Annotated in this window: 21 protein-coding genes and 1 pseudogene; 4 read left to right on the top strand and 18 right to left on the bottom strand. The window is 37.6% G+C overall.

What is annotated here, in order from left to right; translation table 11 throughout:
* Positions 1–259: 259 nt before the first annotated feature.
* From V7108_RS25615 to V7108_RS25575, 9 genes are all read right to left on the bottom strand, one after another.
* Positions 260–877 (bottom strand): NUDIX hydrolase, encoded by a 618-nt coding sequence (locus V7108_RS25615; RefSeq protein ID WP_335569789.1) that lies wholly within the window; start codon positions 875–877, stop codon positions 260–262.
* 134 nt (positions 878–1,011) lie between these two features.
* Positions 1,012–2,169 (bottom strand): homogentisate 1,2-dioxygenase, encoded by a 1,158-nt coding sequence (locus tag V7108_RS25610; protein ID WP_335569788.1) that lies wholly within the window; start codon positions 2,167–2,169, stop codon positions 1,012–1,014.
* A 4-nt stretch (positions 2,170–2,173) separates the two neighbouring features.
* On the bottom strand, positions 2,174–3,106 hold the full coding sequence (locus tag V7108_RS25605) for a fumarylacetoacetate hydrolase family protein (RefSeq protein ID WP_335569787.1): 933 nt from the start codon (positions 3,104–3,106) through the stop codon (positions 2,174–2,176).
* A gap of 15 nt (positions 3,107–3,121) precedes the next feature.
* A complete protein-coding gene (locus V7108_RS25600) occupies positions 3,122–3,730 on the bottom strand; it encodes a flavin reductase family protein (protein WP_335569786.1) in 609 nt (202 codons plus the stop codon).
* Positions 3,731–3,803: 73 nt separating this feature from the next.
* Positions 3,804–4,919, bottom strand: coding sequence for a 4-hydroxyphenylpyruvate dioxygenase (gene hppD, locus V7108_RS25595; protein ID WP_335569785.1), 1,116 nt, complete (start codon positions 4,917–4,919; stop codon positions 3,804–3,806).
* Positions 4,920–5,088: 169 nt separating this feature from the next.
* The gene (locus V7108_RS25590) at positions 5,089–5,883 is read right to left on the bottom strand and encodes an ABC transporter ATP-binding protein (RefSeq protein WP_335569784.1); all 795 of its coding nucleotides are present in this window, start codon (positions 5,881–5,883) and stop codon (positions 5,089–5,091) included.
* Positions 5,876–6,889: an ABC transporter permease gene (locus V7108_RS25585; protein WP_335569783.1), complete on the bottom strand. Its 1,014-nt coding sequence runs from the start codon at positions 6,887–6,889 to the stop codon at positions 5,876–5,878. The genes V7108_RS25590 and V7108_RS25585 overlap by 8 nt, the downstream gene beginning before the upstream one ends.
* Positions 6,890–7,143: 254 nt before the next feature.
* Complete coding sequence (locus V7108_RS25580; protein ID WP_335569782.1) at positions 7,144–8,139, bottom strand: ABC transporter substrate-binding protein; 996 nt, start codon at positions 8,137–8,139, stop codon at positions 7,144–7,146.
* Positions 8,140–8,357: 218 nt separating this feature from the next.
* Entirely contained in the window at positions 8,358–8,486 is a 129-nt protein-coding gene (locus tag V7108_RS25575) for a hypothetical protein (RefSeq protein WP_335569781.1), read from the bottom strand.
* A 222-nt stretch (positions 8,487–8,708) separates the two neighbouring features.
* Between V7108_RS25575 and V7108_RS25570 the strand changes: the two genes are divergently transcribed.
* Both V7108_RS25570 and V7108_RS25565 read left to right on the top strand, forming a co-directional pair.
* A complete protein-coding gene (locus V7108_RS25570; protein WP_335569780.1) occupies positions 8,709–8,864 on the top strand; it encodes a hypothetical protein in 156 nt (51 codons plus the stop codon).
* A complete protein-coding gene (locus tag V7108_RS25565) occupies positions 8,864–10,276 on the top strand; it encodes a cbb3-type cytochrome c oxidase subunit I (protein ID WP_420489220.1) in 1,413 nt (470 codons plus the stop codon). The genes V7108_RS25570 and V7108_RS25565 overlap by 1 nt, the downstream gene beginning before the upstream one ends.
* A gap of 484 nt (positions 10,277–10,760) precedes the next feature.
* Here the strand turns inward: V7108_RS25565 and mnhG are convergent, their stop codons facing one another.
* Genes mnhG through V7108_RS25530 form a run of 7 tightly spaced genes read right to left on the bottom strand, consistent with a single transcriptional unit; the run spans position 10,761 to position 16,505 of the window.
* Positions 10,761–11,105, bottom strand: coding sequence for a monovalent cation/H(+) antiporter subunit G (gene mnhG, locus V7108_RS25560; protein ID WP_335569778.1), 345 nt, complete (start codon positions 11,103–11,105; stop codon positions 10,761–10,763).
* Positions 11,089–11,373 (bottom strand): Na(+)/H(+) antiporter subunit F1, encoded by a 285-nt coding sequence (locus V7108_RS25555; protein ID WP_335515175.1) that lies wholly within the window; start codon positions 11,371–11,373, stop codon positions 11,089–11,091. The genes mnhG and V7108_RS25555 overlap by 17 nt, the downstream gene beginning before the upstream one ends.
* On the bottom strand, positions 11,373–11,849 hold the full coding sequence (locus V7108_RS25550; RefSeq protein ID WP_335515172.1) for a Na+/H+ antiporter subunit E: 477 nt from the start codon (positions 11,847–11,849) through the stop codon (positions 11,373–11,375). The genes V7108_RS25555 and V7108_RS25550 overlap by 1 nt, the downstream gene beginning before the upstream one ends.
* Positions 11,850–11,856: 7 nt before the next feature.
* Positions 11,857–13,344 carry a Na+/H+ antiporter subunit D gene (locus V7108_RS25545; protein ID WP_335569777.1) on the bottom strand — a complete coding sequence of 496 codons (1,488 nt, stop codon included), beginning with the start codon at positions 13,342–13,344 and terminating at the stop codon, positions 11,857–11,859.
* A complete protein-coding gene (locus V7108_RS25540; protein WP_335569776.1) occupies positions 13,337–13,678 on the bottom strand; it encodes a Na(+)/H(+) antiporter subunit C in 342 nt (113 codons plus the stop codon). Before V7108_RS25540 ends, V7108_RS25545 begins: the two co-directional genes overlap by 8 nt.
* A complete protein-coding gene (locus tag V7108_RS25535; RefSeq protein ID WP_335515164.1) occupies positions 13,678–14,103 on the bottom strand; it encodes a Na(+)/H(+) antiporter subunit B in 426 nt (141 codons plus the stop codon). Before V7108_RS25535 ends, V7108_RS25540 begins: the two co-directional genes overlap by 1 nt.
* Positions 14,100–16,505 (bottom strand): Na+/H+ antiporter subunit A, encoded by a 2,406-nt coding sequence (locus V7108_RS25530; protein ID WP_335569775.1) that lies wholly within the window; start codon positions 16,503–16,505, stop codon positions 14,100–14,102. Before V7108_RS25530 ends, V7108_RS25535 begins: the two co-directional genes overlap by 4 nt.
* 340 nt (positions 16,506–16,845) lie before the next feature.
* On the opposite strand from V7108_RS25530, the gene V7108_RS26980 reads away from it, so the two are divergent.
* Positions 16,846–16,992, top strand: a complete 147-nt coding sequence (locus V7108_RS26980; RefSeq protein ID WP_420489219.1) for a YjcZ family sporulation protein — start codon at positions 16,846–16,848, stop codon at positions 16,990–16,992.
* Between the two features lie 269 nt (positions 16,993–17,261).
* Complete coding sequence (locus V7108_RS25520) at positions 17,262–17,738, top strand: hypothetical protein (protein WP_335515155.1); 477 nt, start codon at positions 17,262–17,264, stop codon at positions 17,736–17,738.
* 45 nt (positions 17,739–17,783) lie between these two features.
* Here the strand turns inward: V7108_RS25520 and V7108_RS25515 are convergent, their stop codons facing one another.
* A complete protein-coding gene (locus V7108_RS25515; protein WP_335569774.1) occupies positions 17,784–18,314 on the bottom strand; it encodes an HD domain-containing protein in 531 nt (176 codons plus the stop codon).
* A 283-nt stretch (positions 18,315–18,597) separates the two neighbouring features.
* Positions 18,598–20,508, bottom strand: a pseudogene (locus tag V7108_RS25510) (LTA synthase family protein); the annotation flags it as partial.
* Positions 20,509–20,583 lie beyond the last annotated feature (75 nt).

The raw sequence follows: 20,583 nt of genomic DNA, 5'->3' as shown, positions 1-20,583 counted from the left end.
TGGAGCGCTCTAACTGAGATAAAGGAAACACGAAGAGCCGTAGGCGATTCGATGTTGACTTATCGTAGGTAGGTAAAAATCCTGAAGGGATTTTTACTCGCGGAGAGCGAAGGACACTAGCCGCTAGGGCGCTGGAGCTAGACAAAAAAACAGCGAAAATTATCCTAGGATAGTTTAATTGCAAATTCATCCCTTGATAATTTTCACTATAATTTCATCCTTCGAAACTTTTTCTATGCAAATTCATCTTTGGTTACTTTCACTGTTTCATTATATCTATAAAATGGGATAGGATTTTCGCTGTGAGGCCCCAAATTGCCTTTTCTTCATATATATAAAAGTATTCGTCAATGGCACGCGTTCGCCAATTGTAATTCTCACCACCTACAATTAAATCAAATGGAAAGTTCTCCTCTGGCTCTACCTTAAAATTCAGATGATAAATAGCAGGACTATTTTCAATAAAGTAGTTTAAAGGAACCGTAAATACCTCCCCCACTTCCGCGGGATTTGGCTGTATCTTTTCCGGTTTTTCAATTATGGCTACGAAGGGATATAACATCATTCCAAAAGGGGAAATCATGAAATCCAATGGAAAAACCTCTGACAAATTCTCACTGCTTATTCCTAATTCCTCCATGGTTTCCCTAATCGCTGCACTTTTTTCATCGATATCCTGTGGATCGATTCTCCCTCCAGGGAAACAAATTTCTCCTGGCTGCCTTCGCAGCTGTAAAGAGCGAACCTCAAACAAGACATGAATGCCATCTTCTTTTTGGATAAGCGGCACCATCACCGCATATTTTGAAAATTTATCACTTCCTAATATGGTAGGAGTATGGCTCTTTAATTTCGATTGAACACTTTCTAAATTCATGATTTTCACCTCCAACTTGGATCTATAGTTATAATAATATCACTGTCTACTAATTAAATGCCCATCTTATGTCCTAACTTACGAAAAAACAACCCAATGGTTCTATCATCGGATTGTTTTAAATAATTTATTCCTTATTTTTCCACCCACGAAAACATATAGTTAATGTCCTCCATCTGGTTTGCGGACTTAACTACTTTAAGCGGTTGGAAGGTATCAATCATAACCGCAAGTTCCAGAGTCTCTTTCTTCCCGATGCTTGCTTCTGTTTTTCCAGGATGAGGACCATGTGGAATGCCGCTCGGATGGAGAGTAATCGACTCCAATTGAACCCCTTTACGGCTCATGAAGTTCCCTTTGACATAATAGAGTAATTCATCACTATTAACATTACTATGATAGTATGGAGCAGGAACAGCTTCCGGATGGTAGTCAAACAATCTTGGGACAAAGGAACATACCACAAAGTTATTTCCTTCAAAAGTTTGATGAATAGGAGGCGGCTGATGAATTCTTCCAGTAATCGGCTCAAAATCCTCGACATTAAAAGCCCATGGATAGAGATATCCATCCCAGCCAACAACATCGAAAGGATGATGTCCCAATACATGAGAGTGAAGTAATCCCCGCGATTTTGTGAATACTTCAAACTTCCCTTTTTGATCAAAGGTCTCAAGTACTTCAGGACCTCGAAAATCACGCTCACAAAACGGACTGTGCTCTAGCATTTGCCCATACTCATTTCGATAACGTCTTGGTGTAGTAATCTGGCTAAATGATTCGATAAACAGTATTTTCGTATCCACAGTCCCATTGGGAATCAATCGGTAAATCGTTCCAATCGGAATTAATAGGTAATCTCCTGGTCGATAGGTAATAGTTCCAAACATCGTTTCAAGCTTGCCTGACCCGTAGTGAATAAACAACATTTCATCACCATCACCATTACGGTAAAAACCTTTCATAGGCTCATTTACCAAAGCCGTTCCAATTAATAAGTCTTGATTTCCTAAAATATATTCACGTGCTGTAAGACCATCACCTTTTTTAGAGGTCGTGTTTGTTAAAAAAAGTCGATGCTTTAGGGCTTGCTGAGCTTCATATTCGGGTAAATAACTGCCAACCGCCTCCGTCCTAAGCACTTCCGTTGGCATGTAATGGTGATAGAGAATCGATTGCGTTCCGGAAAAACCGCGTGTCCCCATTACCTGCTCACGATAGAGACTTCCATCGTCTTTTTTAAACATCGTATGACGTTTATGAGGAATCCTTCCCAGCTGCCGGTAATACATTCTTTCACCTCACTTCATCATGTACAATGGTATTCTTTAATACTCCCAGTTTATCAATCTCCAATTCAACCACATCACCTGGCTGCAGCCAGCGATGTACATCTGTGCCAAGCTCAAGGATACATCCAGTCCCAACTGTACCAGAACCGATAATTTCTCCTGGATATAAGGTAACGCCAGCTGAAGCCCTTTCAATCATATCTGCAAACGAATAGTAGATATCCTTCATATTCCCTTCAGAGAGAAGGGTACCATTAACTTTTGCCTTCATGGATATATCAAAGCCTTTAGCGGAACTATGGTGCTCAAGCTCATCCTTAGTGACAATCCATGGTCCAATCGAGGTGGCAAAATCCTTTCCCTTCGCAGGACCTAAGCCTACCTTCATTTCATGTCTTTGAAGATCGCGAGCGCTCCAATCATTTAAAATACAATAGCCAAAGATATACGAATCAGCTTCCTCAGCAGAAATATTCCTGCCCTGTTTTCCGATTACACACGCCACTTCCAGCTCATAATCCAGCCAATTGCATTCTAAAGGCTTGGGAATTACATCTTCAGGCCCCTTAATGCCAAGGTGATTGGAAAAATAAAAAACAGGAATTTGGTACCATTCCGGTATCATCTTCAATCCTCTATTCTCTCTAGCACATTTCACATGCTGCTCAAAAGCATAAAAATCACGAAAGCTTTTGGGGACTGGCAAAGGCGCAATCAGTTTAACCTCATGTAACGGATAGACACCCGGATCGTTTATCGTAAATTGTAAAAGCCGGGAGGAAGATTTCAAATTTTCATCACTTTCTTCTAAGAAATCTATGAGCCTTTCAGGCAAAGCACCGTTTGTTGCTCCGTGCATATCCACAACAAGATCCGATTCTAGGAGAACGCCTGACCTTACTGTTCCATCTCTTTTTTCAAAAGTTACGAATCTCATCCTATCACCTAATTTCTATTTCCTTATAATATCAAACGTTTTCCCCAATGGATTGGTATAGGTATGGCCTGCCATTCTGCCAATAGGCTGAAGTTTCACGGTATCGATTCTCCCGTTATAAAATAAATCATCTGTAATATGGATATTTAACACCTTTCCAATTACTAAACTCCCTGCACCTGGCTTGTCACCAAAATCCAACACCTGGTAAAGTTCACATTCTAAATGAACCAATGATTCCTTAATACGCGGTGTCTTTATTAGTCGACTTGCCTCTTTTGTTAAACCGGTTATTTCCATCTCATCTACTTCAGGAGTAAATTCAACCGCACAATCATTCATTTGCTGTGCCATATTTTCGCTGACAATATTTACGACAAATTGCTTCGTTTTTTCTATATTGAGGAGAGTATCTTTCTTGGCCCCATCACTTCCCCTTCTCATTGGTGAAAAACAAATAAGCATCGGGTCTGCACAGATCGCAGTAAAAAAACTAAAGGGAGCTGCATTAGCGATACCGTTTTCATCAATGGTTGACACAAAGGCAATCGGCCGAGGCAGAATAGATCCAATTAATAGTTTATAGGCGTCTCTCCATTCAAGTGTATCTGGTGACACTTCCATCTCTCTCACCACTCTTTCTATCTTTATTCTTTGAAAAAGGGGGAAAACATCTCCCCCTTTTCATAAAGTAAAATTATAGGTTTCCGCGCCTAGCCTGCTCTCGTTCAATTGATTCAAATAACGCCTTGAAGTTCCCTTCACCAAAACCGCGTGCACCCTTACGCTGGATGATTTCTATGAAAAGTGTTGGTCGATCGACTATAGGTTTTGTGAAGATTTGCAGAAGATACCCTTCATCATCACGATCGACGAGAATATTTAATTCCCGTAGCTTCTCAATTTCTTCGTCGATTTTTCCAATTCGCTGCCCCAAATCCTCATAATAGGTACTTGGAGTATTTAAAAACTCAACACCATTCTTTTTCAAGGTGGCTACGGTTGTGACAATATCCTCTGTTAAAATAGCAAGGTGCTGTACACCTGGACCATTATAGAATTCTAAATATTCCTGGATTTGTGATTTACGTTTCCCCTCTGCTGGTTCATTGATTGGAAACTTGATTCTTCCGCCATTGTGCATAACCTTTGACATCAACGCAGAATACTCAGTGGTAATATCTTTATCTGTGAAATGCTTCATCTCGACAAATCCCATTACCTTTGAGTAATATTCCACCCACTCCTCCATTTGTTCAACATTTCCTACCACATGATCAATGCCAATTAATCCCGCATCCTCAATCGGGAGGTAAACAGAATATGGCTGGTAGCCAGGCATGAAAACACCTTGATAATTCTTGCGTTCTACTAACGTATGGATGGTATCTCCATATGTACCGAGAACGGCCTTTTTAATTGTCCCTTTTTCATCCTTTAACTCAAATGGCGGAACAAGGGCAATTCCGCCACGCTCTACAGCTGCTTGATAGGCCTTATCCACATCATCCACGAACAAAGCAACATCTTTAACACCATCTCCATGATTTTTAACGAATTGAGCAACATGTGTATCCTCTTTGTAGGAACCCGTAAGAACTAGGCGAATATTTCTTTGTTGTAAACAAAAGGAAACGGTTTCACGATTTCCTGTTTCAAGGCCGGAATAGGCAACTGGTTTAAATCCAAACGCAGTGCAAAAAAAGTGGCAAGATTGCTTGGCATTGCCTGTATAAATCTCGATATAATCTACATCCCGAACGGGAAAGAAATCATTAACAAGTTCTTCTGCCTTATTTCTTTTTTCTTTCATTTATATTCCTCCTATTATCAATTAATTAATAATATTCAGAATATAGTTTACGTGCTACAAACTTGTCCTATCAAGAGCTGACGGTGAAGCATAAACGCTTTTGAGTAGAAAAGATTAGTACAGAATAAAAAGAAACAGCCCCTTATTTAGAGGCTGTTTCTCAATAGTATTATGACAATACCGCACGGTCGCTGGCCATCTGAACCCCGCGAATTCTTTTAAATTCTTCTAATAATCCTTCAATGGTTAGGTCTTTCTTGTTTTCAGCGTCTACTTCTAAAATAATTTGACCTTTATCCATCATGATTAACCGATTACCGAGGTCAATGGCTTGCTGCATATTATGCGTGACCATTAATGTCGTTAATTGATATTTCGCAACAATCTCCCGCGTTAGATTGGTGATTAATTCCGCTCTCGATGGGTCAAGCGCTGCTGTGTGCTCATCAAGCAATAAAATGGAAGGTTCAGTAAAGGTTGCCATTAGCAACGATAATGCCTGGCGTTCTCCTCCAGACAACAATCCTACCTTTGCACTTAAACGGTCCTCTAAGCCAAGGTGCAAGGATTCAAGCACCTCGCGGAAGTAATCACGCCTTTTCTTCGTAACTCCCTTTCTGAACGTTCTCGTCTTATTTCGAGAGTAGGCCATTGCTAAATTTTCTTCAATCGTCATGCTAGGTGCTGTACCCGCCATGGGATCCTGAAATACCCGCCCAATCATTTTTGAACGTTTGTACTCTGACATCGGAGTTACATTTTTACCAGCAATTTTAATATCACCAATATCGGGTGTAATGACTCCAGATATAATATTCATTAAAGTAGATTTTCCAGCACCATTACTTCCGATAACAGTTACAAAATCACCTGGTTTTAGCGATAGATTAATTTGATCAATCGCAATTTTTTCATCCGGAGTACCTTCATTAAAAATCTTATGAATTTGGTTTAACTCAAGCATGGTTTTCACCCTTTCGCTCAGCCGATGCTTGTAACATGTTCAGCTTTTCTTGTCTTCTGCGGGCTTTTCGCTTTTTCTCTTTAGATTGTTCGATTATTTTTGGTGCAGTTAAGGCAATGATGACAATTAATGCTGTAATAACCTTCATATCACCTGGATCTAGGAAATCTACTCTTAATGCCAGTGTGACGACGATACGGTAGATAATTGCTCCACCGATAACTGCTAACGTTGCTCTTGCAATGGATTTGGTACCAAATAAGGCTTCACCGATAATAACAGATGCTAATCCAATAACAATCATCCCAATACCCATACCTACATCCGCAAATCCGCCTTGCTGCGCAATTAAGGCGCCAGAAAAAGCAACTAGAGCATTAGATAACCCCAGACCAAGGATGGTAAGAAGATTTGTATTGGCAGAGAAACTGCGAATCATCTGTTTATTGTTACCAGTCGCTCTTACAGCAAGACCAATTTCCGTCTGTAAAAATAAATCCGTGAGCAATTTAATTACAAAGGTTACGATGATCATAAAAAGTAAAATTCCCCAAGTATCAGGCAGGCTGTCTCCAAGACCAACCTTCGTCAGCAAACCATTGAAAAAAGAATCTACTCCCATATTTTCGAAAATTCCACCGATTTTTGTAAATGACGTATCCGTATTTAACAAGGGAATATTGGATCTCCCCATGATTCTTAGATTAATAGAATATAAGGCAATCATCATTAAAATCCCGGAAAGTAAATTATTAATTTTCCCAAAGGTATGAAGCAGACCCGTTATACATCCTGCTGCAAAGCCTGCAAATAATGCCATTATCGTTGCTAAAAATGGGTTCATTCCACCAGCAATTAAGACTGCCGACAAAGCTGCACCTGTAACAAAACTCCCATCTACCGTTAAATCTGGAAAATCCAGAATACGAAAGGAAAGATAGACGCCAAGTGCCATAATTGCGTAGATGATACCTGCTTCAAATGATCCAAAGATGGCTATAAACATTGAGATCATCCTTTCTTTTAAGTCTTTATAAAGGCTCTTTTCGTAACCTATATTGCTTTTTGGAACAAAATTGAATAAGAAAAGAGCATGCAAACTAAATTCTAAAGTGAAAAATAACTATTTCCACGTTAAAATCGGCTTTAAGATTTTAACAACAATTTTAACGAAAATAGCCTTTAATCATATAAAGTCCTAATGGAGTAATGAAGGAGTCAACCATGTTAGCGGCTGACTCCCGGCATTACAAAGAATTATTATTCACCTTCGTAAAACTCACCAAGGTCTTTCCATTCGTCTTTTACTTCAAGTCCCTGTGCTTCTGCAGCTTTCTTATTAATAACAAGGGTTAAGCTGCTTGGCAATTCAACTGGAATTTCAGAAGGCTTCTTATTTCCGCTTAGTATTTCGGCCGCCATTAAACCTGATTGATAGCCAATATCGAAATATTCAAAGCCGCTCGCTGCAACTGCACCTTTTTTCATTGAATCTAACTCACCAACGAATAGAGGGATTTTTTTGCTGTTTGCAACTGAAATAACAGACTCAAGAGCAGAAACAACCGTATTATCTGTTGGAATATAGATTGCATCTACACGGCCAACTAAGGATTCAGCTGCCTGCTTTACTTCAGCAGATGTAGAGACAGATACTTCCACAAGCTTAGCACCTTTACCTTCAGCTAACTTTTTCACTTCTTCCACTTGAACGATAGAGTTTTGTTCACCAGAATTATAGATAACCCCAATTTCTTTCGCTTTTACTTCTTCTGTAATAAAGTTTATCGTTTTGGCAGTTCCATCAGGATGGTTATCCGTTGTACCTGTGATATTTTCACCCGGCTGATCAAATGCCTTTACTAATTCAGCACCCACAGGATCTGTTACAGAGGTAAAGATAATTGGAATATCCTTCGTAGCATTTAAAGCACCTGTTGCACTTGGCGTTGCATTTGCAAAAATAAGATCCACTTTATCTCCAACAAAATTATTAGAGATTGTTTGAACGTTTGCCGCTTCACCTTGAGCATTTTGCTCGTCATACTCAACTTTAATGCCTTTATCTGCTAACGCTTTTTTAAAGCCTTCAGTGGCTGCATCTAACGATGGATGTGTAGCATATTGGGATATTCCAACATTAAACACTTTTTCTCCTTCTTTTTCAGTTCCACCAGCTGATTCCTTACTTCCGCACCCTGCGAGCAACATCATCCCCGCCAAGGCAAAGGACAATACCTTTACACCCTTTTTCATTTTACATCCCCCTATTTACCCATTTTTAATTTTTCAAAAATTTATTATATTATAAAAGTTATTCTAGTATTTTTTTAGACTAAAAGCAATAGAATTATCTAAAATTATTTTTCCGCTTTAAAGCGACAAATTTCTCAAATAGTCAGAAAAATAAAAAAGCCCTCAATTGTATGAGAGCTTTTGAAAATTCACCAATTCAATTATCTTTTAAATAATAATTACCAATCTTGTGTTTGATCTAATAGTTTATCAATTTCTATCTTTTTCAATTTATTAATGATTTTCTCAGATGTTAGATTTGCAGTTTTCTCTAGCAGCTTATCGATATCAATCTTAATAGTTCCCATATCTAACCTCCATAATTTTTAGTTATGATATGATTCGTAACGGCGGGGTCATTTGTGGGGGTAAAAATATTATTAGTCAAAAAAAGCAGCCCTAACAGTGGTTGCTAGTAAAGGTATGATAAAATTCACTATTTTTTCCTAATTTCTAGATTAGAATGTTATGTGAATTAAACATGTGGTTGGGGACTGCTTGTTTAAGTAATTTTACTAGGGGGGATTTACATGTACCAATCTATTGCATGGTACGCTACATTATTTCTCGTTTTCCTTCTTGCCTTGGCTTTTGCTTTTGTGTATGGGGAATCTAGACAACTAAGAGAATATGGAAAGGAAATAAAGCCCGTAGAATTAAGAATAAAGGCGTTGCTTTATCTTTAATGGTTACCTCTGTTGTTCTCGTTTTAATGATGATCTTCGGGGTAATGATGTTATTAAATCAAGGAAATGTTATCCAAATCTCACCACAGTTATTCTATAAAGTTATGACTATACATGGAACAGGGATGATTGGAATTGCCGCTTTAGGTGGAAGCGCCATCATGTGGTATTACCTATCTACATATATCTATTTAAACGCTAAAGTCTTTTTTGCTAATTTACTGTTATCATTGATTGGGGTTGTATTAATCCTAGTTGCCATTTTTGGTTTTCATTTTTCCGATGGCTGGACATTCTTGTTCCCGTTGCCTGCCTATTCAGCAAATCTCTACTGTAAGACAGGTGCACTATTATTCTTATTTGGAATGTTGCTATTAGGTATAGACTATTTGCTCATGTACTTTTACCTAGCAGCAAGATTTACAAAAGAATACGGCGGATTGTTAAAATCACTTGGCTGGGATGTTATTTTAGGAAAAAAAGAGTATGGGCCACCTTCAGCAGTAGTCGCAGCTACAATGGTCATCATTACGAATTCTACCGCGATTCTTGCAGGTGCCATTGTGCTAGTTGTCTCTATCTTAAACATTATTAATCCTGCTATTAGCATCGATCCTATGCTAGCTAAACATTTAACCTACGCGTTTGGGCATATATTTGCAAATTGTAACATTTATATGGCTGTCATAGCAGTTTATAAAATCCTGTCTAAATATACAGGACGTCCATGGAAATCGAATAAAGCCTTTTTAATTGCCTGGAACTGTTCAACCATTTTTACTTTAATAATTTATACTCACCACCTGTTAATGGATTTCGCCGTTCCAAAATGGATGTTAATCATCGGTCAAGTTTTTTCATATGCTAACGGGCTTCCCGTTATGGTTGTCACAGCATACGGAGCTTTAATGATTGTCTACCGTTCAGCGATGAGATGGGATTTCGCTTCAAGCATGATGTTTTTAGAGATGTTTGGCTGGGTGGCTGGCGCAGTACCTGCAATCATAGATGCAACCATTGTGATTAACCACATCATGCATAATACAAAATGGGTTCCAGGTCATTTCCACACGTATATGGGAATGGGTGTCGTGGCGATGATTTTTGGTTTTATGTATTATTTCAATAAAACCGAAGGAACTCAGAAAGAAAAAAGCTTGGATAATTTGGCGATTGTTACCTACTTTATCTTTTTCACCGGTTTAACAAGTTCGTTCTTATATGCAGGAAAAATCAGTGCGCCCCGCAGATGGGCTGAGCATTTACCAGAGTGGACGGCATCTGACCAAATTGGAGCCCTTTGTGGAATATTTATCATAGCAGCTGCCATTGTCTTCACCGTTCGTTTTATTATGGGTTTAAAACATATAGGAAGACACCCCACAACTAAAACACTAAAATCCGCATCATAAAAGAACGAGCCAGTCCTTCAATTGAATGACTGGCTCGTTCTTTTAATTAATTCGTACTTACCATACTCCCCTATCCCATTTACCATTATTAATTTTTTAAAATGAGCTATTTTTGTACAAACTAATCCTAACTGGGAGGTGTATATACATAGTGAAAATAAAAATTACGGTAAGTCTTTCCATCTTTTTACTCTTATTAACAGCGGCTTGGTTCCTACAGCAGCAGCTGCAAACTCAACGGGAGTTTAATAATATTAAAATGGGAACACATATAAATAATATGAATACGGTTCCGTTAACTAATGAAAATAATCCAATTAATACGAATGTAAACAACCATATATCTAATGTCCACCTTAAGCTATTCAAGCCATTTAAGCCCAGGGAATATGTTCGAATTATAGGTTCTTAAAAGAGTCAAAAAGTGTTCCAAACATAATTCGGAACACTTTTTTTCGGAATTAATCTGCCGAAGATTTCTCGATTATCTTTTATTATATTCTTTTAAATCGTCTCTTACACTTTTATCCCAAAGTTTTACTCCTGAATTATAGGCCGCCCTGTTAATTAGATGTCCAGAAATGGGGGAAGTCATAAAGAGGAAGATAATACCTAAGATAAGCCTAGAATTAAAATGACCTTCAAGTGCATAAAAGTAAATAAAGGTTCCCAATAAAATAAACATTACCCCCAGTGTAGCCGCTTTTGAGGCTGCATGGTTTCTTGTATAAACATCTGGGAGTCTAATCACCCCAAAAGTAGCAATCAGGCAGAGCAGGGATCCAACTATGATAAAAAATCCAATTAATAAATCAATGATTACGCTCACGTTCGATAATAACCCCCTTTTCCAGATACTTAGCAAACGCCACTGTTCCAATAAAGGCAAGAATACCAATTAAAAGAATAATTTCGAGAAAAGCATGAGAGTCTAAAACGATTGATATCAATGCAGTAATGGCAATAAGGTGCACACCCATCGCATCTAATGCGATCACCCGGTCAGGTACACTAGGACCCTTAATGACCCGATAAATTAAACCAAGCATCGAAATCGAGCAGATTAATAAAGCTAATCGAAAAATCAGTTCAAGCATTACCTGCTCACCTCCAAAATAGCCTTTTCAAATGAACTCTTGATACTTTTGATCTCATCCTCTACTTCCCCAATATTCATCGCATGAATAAAAAGGGTTTTATTATCCTCAGAGACATCAATGACTAAGGTACCTGGAGTTAAGGTAATTAAACTCGAAAGAAGAGTGATCTGCCAATCCTGCGTCAGCTCCGTGTCCATGGCAAAAATAGCTGGCCTCATGTCTAATTTAGGTTTTAAGACAACTTTTACAATCGCAACATTAGACAATATTAGTTCCCTTATAAAAATAAGGATTAGCTTGAAAAAGGACCATAATCGAAATAAATAAAAACGGCTATGAAAGTAACGTCTCAGCACAAAAATAACAAGGAGTCCAAAAATATAGCCTTTTATAAAACTAATGGGATCGTAGGAAACTTTAATAAACATCCATAAAAAGGCTAGAACCACATTCAATAAAATTTGAAATGCCAAAACTTATTCACTCCTTTAAGACAGCATTAATATAGATATTGGGATCTACTAAGGTATCAGCTGCCTGAGTAATATACGGTAATATAGATTCAGAACCTATTCCGTAAAGAGCTGAAATCACCACCAAAATAACAGGAGCAATAAGCAATCGTTTTACAGGTGCTTTTTCCTCTCCTCGGTAAGTGCGGTCCTTTCCCCAAAAACCGTTTATAAAGATTTTCATAACAGAGAACAGAACGAGTAAACTGGACATTAGCACAATAACAGCACCTGTAAAGCTCTCTCCCTCAAACCCTCCTTGCACGATAAGAAGCTTTCCAACAAAACCACTTAATGGTGGGATTCCTGCCAGAGCTAAAGTGGCAATAAAGAATGTCCAGCCAAGACCTGGATAACGGTTAATAAGACCGCTGATATTTCTTAAATTACTTGTTCCTGTAATTGAAATAACCACCCCGGCCAGCAAGAATAAGGCTGCCTTAATGAGCATATCGTGTATCAAATAGGAAACAGCCCCTGTTACGGAAGCTGTATTCAAGACGGAAACCCCATACAGGATAACTCCTACAGCAACAATGATATTATAAATAATAATGTTCTTAATATCCCAATAGGCAATTGCACCAATTACACCCAGAACAATTGATAGAATCGCTAAAATGGAGAGTAGGCCAAAGGTATCCATATCATGATAAAAGAAAAGCGTATAAGTTCTAGTAATGGAATAAACCCCTACTTTCGTCAATAATGCACCGAAAAGAGCTAAAACGGGGGCAGGTGGTGCGTAATAGGACCCCGGCATCCAAAAGTAAAGAGGAAAAATGGCACCTTTTAAACCGAATACAATTAGGAACAGAACAGCAATAACCGTTAAAATCCCCGGCATCCCATTTATACTAATTTCATGAATTCGACTAGAAATATGAGCCATATTTAACGTACCGACTACGGAGTATAAATAGGCAACAGCAATAACAAATAATGCTGATGAAATGACATTCACAAGCAAATATTTAATCGATTCTCTCAGCTGTATATTTGTTCCTCCAAGTACTAATAAAACATAGGAAGACATCAACATAACCTCAAAAAATACGAAAAGATTAAAAATATCTCCTGTTGTAAAAGCTCCGTTAACCCCTACTATTAAAAAGTTAAATACAGCATAGTAGTAATGTTTTTCACGTTCTTGACCAATTGATTTGAAGGAGTAAATTAAACAAACAAACGCAACGATGCTTGTCGTGAATACTAATAGTGCTGAAAACATATCCGATACTAACGTAATCCCAAATGGTGCTTCCCAGCTGCTGACATTTAAAGATTGTACCCCTTCCGTTCGCACCTTTTGTATGACCAGCCATGCAGCAATCATAGTAGCTAATGAAGAGATCGTTGCAACAACCCGCTGTGCAAAAATACTTTTATAAAGAAAAATTAATATGGCCCCAGTAAATAAGGGGATTAATATAGGTAAAATGATTAAGTTAGTCATTTTTCTCGTTTCCCCTCATTTCTTCTACATTATCCGTTCCAAGCTCTTTATAAGCCCGATAAGCTAATACTAAGAAAAATGCTGTCACACCAAAGCTGATTACGATAGCTGTTAAAATCAACGCCTGCGGCAGTGGATCTGTATAGCTTTCGGCATTCCCTCCTAAAATAGGAGCAGCCCCCCGTTTTAATCCACCCATTGTAAGAATAAGGAGATGAGCACCATGGCTTAACAGTCCTGTCCCAACAATTATTCGTAATAGACTTTTTGAAAGCATTAAATAGGTAGCAGTCATAAATAGAATGCCAATAACAAATGCCATTACGATTTCCATTATTCATCCTCCCCTATCGTTTGAATAATGGTCATCGTAACGCCGACGACAACAAAGTAAACGCCTAAATCAAAAAGCGTAGCAGTATGAAGTGATAATTCCCCCAGAATCGGTATTTGAACATCCCCAAAAGCATGTGTTAAAAATGGAACATCAAAGATGAAAGAACCCGCACTTGTACCAATGGCAAACAAAAGTCCAATCGCAGTAAGAATTCGGAAGTTGATTGGCAAAATTTTCACAACTGTTTTGATGTCATAGGTAATTAATAGGAGAACAATTGCTCCAGCTGTCATTAGCCCTCCGATAAACCCGCCACCAGGATAATAATGACCCGCTGTAAAAATATAGACTGAGTACAGGGCTATAAAGAAGAGAAGAACTTTTACAGCAGTTTCAAGTATGATATTGTTTGTTTTTCTCATCCTTCTTTCCTCCTGTTCAGCCGTAATTTGATCATGCCAAAGATTCCCAAAGAAGCAATCGCCAATACTGTGATTTCAAAGAGTGTATCGAAACCGCGAAAATCTACTAAAATTACGTTTACCATGTTTTTTCCTGCAGCCTCAGTATACGTGTTTTCCACATAATACTTTGATATTGAGCCAAATAGCTTATTGCTATGAGCTGAGAGTGCGATTAAGGTAACAATGGCACCTACCCCAACAGAGATGAAAACATTCGTCAGTCGAAACACCATTCTTGTTTCAAACTTCCTTAATTTAGGTAAATGGTAGAAACAAACTAAGAATAAGGCAACAGAGATCGTTTCAATAACAAGTTGAGTCAAAGCCAAATCAGGTGCTCGGAATAAAACATAAAATAAAGAAACGGTATAACCAACAGCACCAAGCAAGATGATGGTGGTCATTCTTGATTTAGCAAATAGAATACATATAGATCCCAAAACAATAAGAATGGCTAAGGCGACTTCGTATACTCCTATCGAAGATACATTGCTTGTATCCAATTTAAAGGCATTCTTTCCAAAAAGCGTGGCTGCAAGAATAAAAATAAAGAAAGCAAATATATAGACGAGATACGTTCGAATCGATCCATTCATATAGGCAGTTGTTACCTTATGAGAGATTGATTGTACCCCGTTTAATAAGAAATCATAAAAACGATTAAGGGCAAGCTTCTCCGGGATCGCTCCATAGATTTTCTTCCATCTAGAATGCGTTTTATAAAGAAGGACGCCTAAAATAATCACACCGAGTGTCATAAAGAGTTCGATGTTGGGTCCATGCCAGAAGGTAATATGAACCATAAATTCTTCTCCGGTCCCTAGCAGACTTGGAAGAATCGAAGCCATAGCCGGCGAGATGAGACTATCCGATAATAGGTTAGGGAAAAAACCGAATATAATCACAAGTGAAACTAAGATAACCGGTGAAATCAGTAATCCAATTGGAGCTTCATGTGGTTTTTTATCAAGCTTTTCTGGCTGATATTTTCCGGTGAAAGTTTTAAAAACAAGAATCATACTATAAAAAAAGGTAAAGATACTAGCAATCCATGCAAGTACTGGAAATAGAATTCCCCAGGTTTGGAGGTTAAAAATATCCATTTCGGTTACATGAACCATTGCTGTAAAGAACATTTCTTTACTTAAGAAACCATTAAATGGAGGAAGCCCTGCCATTGAGAATGCACCAATAATTGAAATGGTAAATGTAATCGGCATAAAATGCATTAATCCACCCAATTTACGAATATCCCTAGTTCCTGTTTCATGATCGACAATTCCAGCTGCCATGAACAAGCTTCCTTTAAAAGTAGCGTGATTGATTAGGTGAAAAATTGCCGCGGTTACAGCTACTGTAAAGATATTTTCATCTAAAAATTCATAATGTTTAGCCGCTGCTCCTACACCAAGCAACGACATGATAAGTCCTAATTGGCTGACGGTAGAAAAAGCCAATATCGCCTTTAAATCCGTTTGTTTCACCGCAAATATAGAACCCCATATCAAAGTCAGTAATCCTACACCCGCAACCAGTAAGAACCAAAGAAAATGTTCTCCGAACACAGGTGTGAACCGTGCTACCAAATAGATTCCTGCCTTCACCATCGTTGCTGAGTGTAAGTAAGCACTAACTGGTGTTGGGGCTTCCATTGCATCTGGAAGCCAAATATAGAATGGGAACTGAGCAGATTTAGTAAAAGCACCAAGTAAAATACATAATAATGCAGGCACAAATAATGTGTGGTTAAAAATTTCATTGGCTTGAGTCATTATTTCCGAGACACTAAAGGTTCCAGTCATAATGTAAAGCAGGATGATTCCCCCAAGCATAGCGAGACCGCCAAATACAGTAATGAGCATAGACTTTTGTGCGCCATATCGTGATTTTTCGCGCTCGTACCAGTAACCAATTAATAGAAATGAAGAAAAACTTGTGAGCTCCCAGAACGCATACATCACAATTAAGTTATCCGATAAGACAACGCCAAGCATCGCCCCCATGAAGAGCAGTAGATAGACATAAAAGTTATTGAGTTTTTCTTTCTTCTTATCGAGATAATAGATGGAATAAAGAACAACCAATGCCCCAATACCTGTTATTAACAGGGAAAATAAAAGCCCCAGTCCATCCACTTTTGCTGTAAAATTAATGCCTAAAGATGGAATCCAGTTCAAGTTTTCCATGAATGACTTCCCACCCATTGTTACCGGTAAGAATGAAAGATAATAGATAAACAAGAAAATAGGTAAAGGCAGCACAAACCATCCAGTATGTATTTGACGAAATAGTTTATAAAATTGCGGAATAAAAACAGATAGGATCAATGGTGCTATAATTGCTAAGTGAAGATATGACAAAACAAAACCTCCTTGTTTCTGAAGCCCCACCCCTTTTGGGGGTGTTGTTATCAAATTTATCTTTTTCAATTTTTAACCCTTCAATATCATTCCACCTCTCAATGCGTTTCATTAATTGTTGCTGTAAATTTTAGAAATGCAAAAAGAGCCTGTCACCATGGGACATAGTTATCCCTTGGTGACAGGCTCCTCCAAAAATCGTTTTTATTTATTTACACAATGATAACATGAATTTTAATTCCATTCAATCCTTTAAAAAAAGTAATACAACCATGACCTTTGTCCAAACCTTCCAACCAGTGATTTCATAAATTGAAGTAAATGGTGGAGGTGGGAAAGAATGGGTCAACATGGTGGTAACAACAATGGATTTGCATTAATTGTTGTTTTGTTTATTCTTTTAATTATTGTAGGTTTCTGCATTCATTGGCGGCGGCTATTAAATACTAATACTCAACAAAAACTTGCTTTAGCGGCTATCCTCTAAAGTATTTTTAAAAATGTCTGTTTTGTTAATGATTGATGTTAAAATCCTAAAGCCGATTTTAACGTGGGAATAGTTAATTTGCGCTTTAGAATTTAGTTTGCAGGCTCTTTTCTTAACAAATTTATTCTATTTTTCGCAGAAACTTAGCACAATCATTAATTTTTGTGAAAAAACAACAAAGTTTAAGAAAAGAGCCTTAAATAAAAAGTTGTAACTTCAGTTAAACTATCGGTATGATAGGTACATTACGAAAAAAATTGGAGGCAACGATGCTTACTTTTAATGAAAAATTAGCCATTATTGAAGAATTCCCAGAATTAGAGCGAAAGGACGTATCACTTAAACGTGTAAATTTTCAACTGCCAAACAGTGCGTCAGACAAAAAAAATGTGGTCTACCACCTCCATCCCAATGGAAATGGTTTTGTTTATGCGGGGAATCTACATAGCTATGAAACAGATGATAAAGGAATGGTTAATATCCGTGACTTTACTGGAGATCAATTAAAAAAATTAATCAAGGAGTCTATTGACTCTTTATTACCAGTGGAAAAGTCGCTTGCAGAAGAAGCAATCATTGGAAATCAAGTTGAAGAACGCTGGGTTGATGACGAAAAGAATCATTTGATTGTCATCAATGAAAACGACTCGTGGAATATTTACTTTGGACTAAATCTTGAAGAAAGCTTCGATACCTATGGTGAAGCAGAGGATTTTTTATTAGAGGAAGGATTTCAAAGAGTTTAATACGTTATTTATTTCAAGCTGTGCCCTTTGCACAGCTTGTTCTATTTAGTCAACCTCACCCATTTTGGCTAACTCAGTATCAATCCAATCATCCAAGCGGATAATGCTCTGTTTTGCCCGATTATAATCAATACTTCGGTAGTGATGCATCCCACCCTTTTCCTCGTCTTTCTCATCCGCCCATTTAACAATTTGCTGTAGTGGTGTACGAACAATATCATTTGTCGGTAAGAAGGAATCGGTATGAAAAAGTATTGCCAATGCAATTGTCTTTGCTTTAATTGGATTTTCTCCAAGACGGATTAATAATTTATGTGCACGCTCCGCCCCTTTAATAGCATGTATATCATTTTGTTTATATAAATCATAATCCCATTTCCCATTTTTATACCATGTATAATGCCCCATATCATGTAATAGTCCAGCTTTTGCCGCAATATCAATATCCTCTTTATGCTCCTTTCCTAAATGAAAGGCATGATAGGCAACAGCAATTGCATGGGCGATTCCAGATCGATTTAAATATTTCTGTGCAATATGGTGTTCAAAAATATTTATCAACTTTACATCCCTCATATCAATCTCCTCTACTCCCTGTAAAATATTTTTTAATATTCATTATATTATAACTAAACTGTGTAAATCTACATATTTATCCAACCATTTTTATAAATAAAAGAGCCTTCATTAGTAATGAAAGCTCTCTTTTGATATTTATATTCAGTTATTATTCATTTGTACTTTCTGCCTCAATTATACCTTCAGGAACACTTTCACTATTAACATCTGACTCATTAAGGCTTTCACTGTCTTTCACTTCATTCTCTTCAATAGCACCCTTTTTCACTTTTGGAGCTAAATATTCGAAGTCGTTTGGATTAATCGGTGTAAAACCTTCCGGATGGTAGAATCTTAATAGGTCTTTATATACAATTTCGTCAGAAATCTGAAGCTCAACAGCAACTTTATCTGCGATCGGTTTGCATGCGTCTGTGCCTTCTAATAATTCTCCCGTTTCGTTACTGTAGCATTTCCCTTTGACTTGAACAATTTCAGGTGAGACAAAATCGCCATTTCTAAATAAAGCCCAATTTCGGTGATCCTTCGATAATAAATCTGATCCGAGTTCCATGTAATCCTTTGTGTCGATACCCAAAAGGTGCAAGATGGTTGAACGTACGTCTGCCTGACCACCATACTGCTGTTGAATTCCACCTTTTACACCAGGAACATGAATCAATAATGGCACACGTTGTAAGCCGACGTTTAGGGTTGGAGTAATTTCTTCTACACCAAGCACCTTGGCCATTGCATCATTATGGTTTTCGGAAATGCCGTAATGGTCTCCGTACATTACAATTACCGTATTATCATATAAGCCTGAAGCTTTTAAATCATTAAAGAACTGTTCAATGGCTTCATCCATATAGTGCGCAGCTTGGAAGTATTGATCAACCACTTTATCACCTGTATTACCTGCAGGAAACTCGGTATCCTGTGGGTCCATTTCAAATGGGAAATGGTTTGAAAGGGTTAAAAACTTTGTATAAAATGGCTGTGGCAAGCTTTGAAGCAATGGCATTGATTCCGTAAAGAATGGCTTATCTTTTAAGCCGTAATTCTTTGTATTTTCTTCCGTCATATTGTAATATTCCGCGTCAAAAAATTGGTCGTAACCTAAAGCTTTATACATAACATTTCGATTCCAGAACGTTTTATAGTTTCCGTGGAAGGAAGCAGAATAATAGCCATTCCCTTTTAGAATTGCTGGCATAGCATGATACGTATTTTGTGCTTTATTGACGAATACCGCTCCTTGTGCCATCGGGTATAATCCATTCTCCATCAAGAATTCCGCATCAGATGTTTTTCCCTGTCCCGTTTGATGGAAGAAGTTTTCAAAGTAAAAAGCTTCATTTCCATGTACTAAGGAATTTAAGAATGGTGTTACTTCCTGACCATCCGGCATTTTATAATCAATGGCAAAGCTTTGAAGTGATTCCATCGCAATATAGATTACATTCATTCCTTTGGCTTTACCAAAGTACTCGGGATTCGGGCTTGAGAAATTTGCTTTTCGATAGTTCTCAACATCTGTAATATCGCTGCTGTCTGCAAGTGCACGCTGGCCTGATGATTTAATGTTTTGAATTACATCGTAAATCGTAAAGTTATAGGCACCTAAATATTTTACCAAGTAGTTCCTATCGAAAGAACGGCTTAAAAGCTGTGGGCGGTCCTTTTCTGCTAATCCAAGATTGAATAAAAAGACAGTGACCGCAAACAATAGAACGACCTTAAATGATTTTTTATTCTCAACCGTAACCTTTCTAAAAACAGTTAACGCTAACGCAATTAAAAGAAAGAAATCTGTGAAATACAAAATATCGAATGGAGACATTAAAGACAAGGCACTATCTCCAAGTTGTCCTGCATTGGTTTTGGTCGACATTAATACAGGTACGGTAATAAAATCGCTAAAGAATCTGTAATACGCAATGTTTGCGTATAATAAGAACGACAAAATAAAATTGGTAATGATTAATACGAGTTTCATTCGCTTTTTAAAAAGCAATGCTAATCCAAAAAAGAATAATGCAGAACTTAATGGATTAATAAATAAAAGAAATTCTTGCAGGTTATTATCAATTCCAAGTGTAAATTCAATTTGATACGCAGCATATGTTTTTAGCCAGAATAAAACAACGGCAATTGTAAAGAAAACAATCGATCCATTATTTTTTATATCAGGCATTCTAATCTTTTTCATTGTTCATTCTCCTCTCACTTACCAATGAACCCGGTAAACGAACCTCAATTACTATATCACATTTATTGAAAAATA

This window comes from Neobacillus vireti, from assembly GCF_036962345.1.
In the GTDB taxonomy this organism is placed as follows: Bacteria; Bacillota; Bacilli; order Bacillales; family Cytobacillaceae; genus Neobacillus; species Neobacillus vireti_A.
Note: the sequence above shows the minus strand (reverse complement) of the source record. Positions and strands in the feature narration are given on the sequence as shown.

Bases quoted from the DNA above. Each gene is read 5' to 3' on its own strand.
- V7108_RS25610 (WP_335569788.1), bottom strand. From the start codon at position 2,169: ATGTATTACCGGCAGCTGGGAAGGATTCCTCATAAACGTCATACGATG.
- V7108_RS25520 (WP_335515155.1), top strand. From the start codon at position 17,262: ATGCTTACTTTTAATGAAAAATTAGCCATTATTGAAGAATTCCCAGAA.
- V7108_RS25565 (WP_420489220.1), top strand. From the start codon at position 8,864: ATGGTTACCTCTGTTGTTCTCGTTTTAATGATGATCTTCGGGGTAATG.
- V7108_RS26980 (WP_420489219.1), top strand. From the start codon at position 16,846: ATGGGTCAACATGGTGGTAACAACAATGGATTTGCATTAATTGTTGTT.
- V7108_RS25575 (WP_335569781.1), bottom strand. From the start codon at position 8,486: ATGGGAACTATTAAGATTGATATCGATAAGCTGCTAGAGAAAACTGCA.
- V7108_RS25590 (WP_335569784.1), bottom strand. From the start codon at position 5,883: ATGCTTGAGTTAAACCAAATTCATAAGATTTTTAATGAAGGTACTCCG.
- hppD (WP_335569785.1), bottom strand. From the start codon at position 4,919: ATGAAAGAAAAAAGAAATAAGGCAGAAGAACTTGTTAATGATTTCTTT.
- V7108_RS25605 (WP_335569787.1), bottom strand. From the start codon at position 3,106: ATGAGATTCGTAACTTTTGAAAAAAGAGATGGAACAGTAAGGTCAGGC.
- V7108_RS25515 (WP_335569774.1), bottom strand. From the start codon at position 18,314: ATGAGGGATGTAAAGTTGATAAATATTTTTGAACACCATATTGCACAG.
- V7108_RS25540 (WP_335569776.1), bottom strand. From the start codon at position 13,678: ATGGAAATCGTAATGGCATTTGTTATTGGCATTCTATTTATGACTGCT.
- V7108_RS25535 (WP_335515164.1), bottom strand. From the start codon at position 14,103: ATGAGAAAAACAAACAATATCATACTTGAAACTGCTGTAAAAGTTCTT.
- V7108_RS25555 (WP_335515175.1), bottom strand. From the start codon at position 11,373: ATGCTTGAACTGATTTTTCGATTAGCTTTATTAATCTGCTCGATTTCG.
- V7108_RS25585 (WP_335569783.1), bottom strand. From the start codon at position 6,889: ATGTTTATAGCCATCTTTGGATCATTTGAAGCAGGTATCATCTACGCA.
- V7108_RS25570 (WP_335569780.1), top strand. From the start codon at position 8,709: ATGTACCAATCTATTGCATGGTACGCTACATTATTTCTCGTTTTCCTT.
- V7108_RS25580 (WP_335569782.1), bottom strand. From the start codon at position 8,139: ATGAAAAAGGGTGTAAAGGTATTGTCCTTTGCCTTGGCGGGGATGATG.
- V7108_RS25545 (WP_335569777.1), bottom strand. From the start codon at position 13,344: ATGACTAACTTAATCATTTTACCTATATTAATCCCCTTATTTACTGGG.
- V7108_RS25600 (WP_335569786.1), bottom strand. From the start codon at position 3,730: ATGGAAGTGTCACCAGATACACTTGAATGGAGAGACGCCTATAAACTA.
- V7108_RS25615 (WP_335569789.1), bottom strand. From the start codon at position 877: ATGAATTTAGAAAGTGTTCAATCGAAATTAAAGAGCCATACTCCTACC.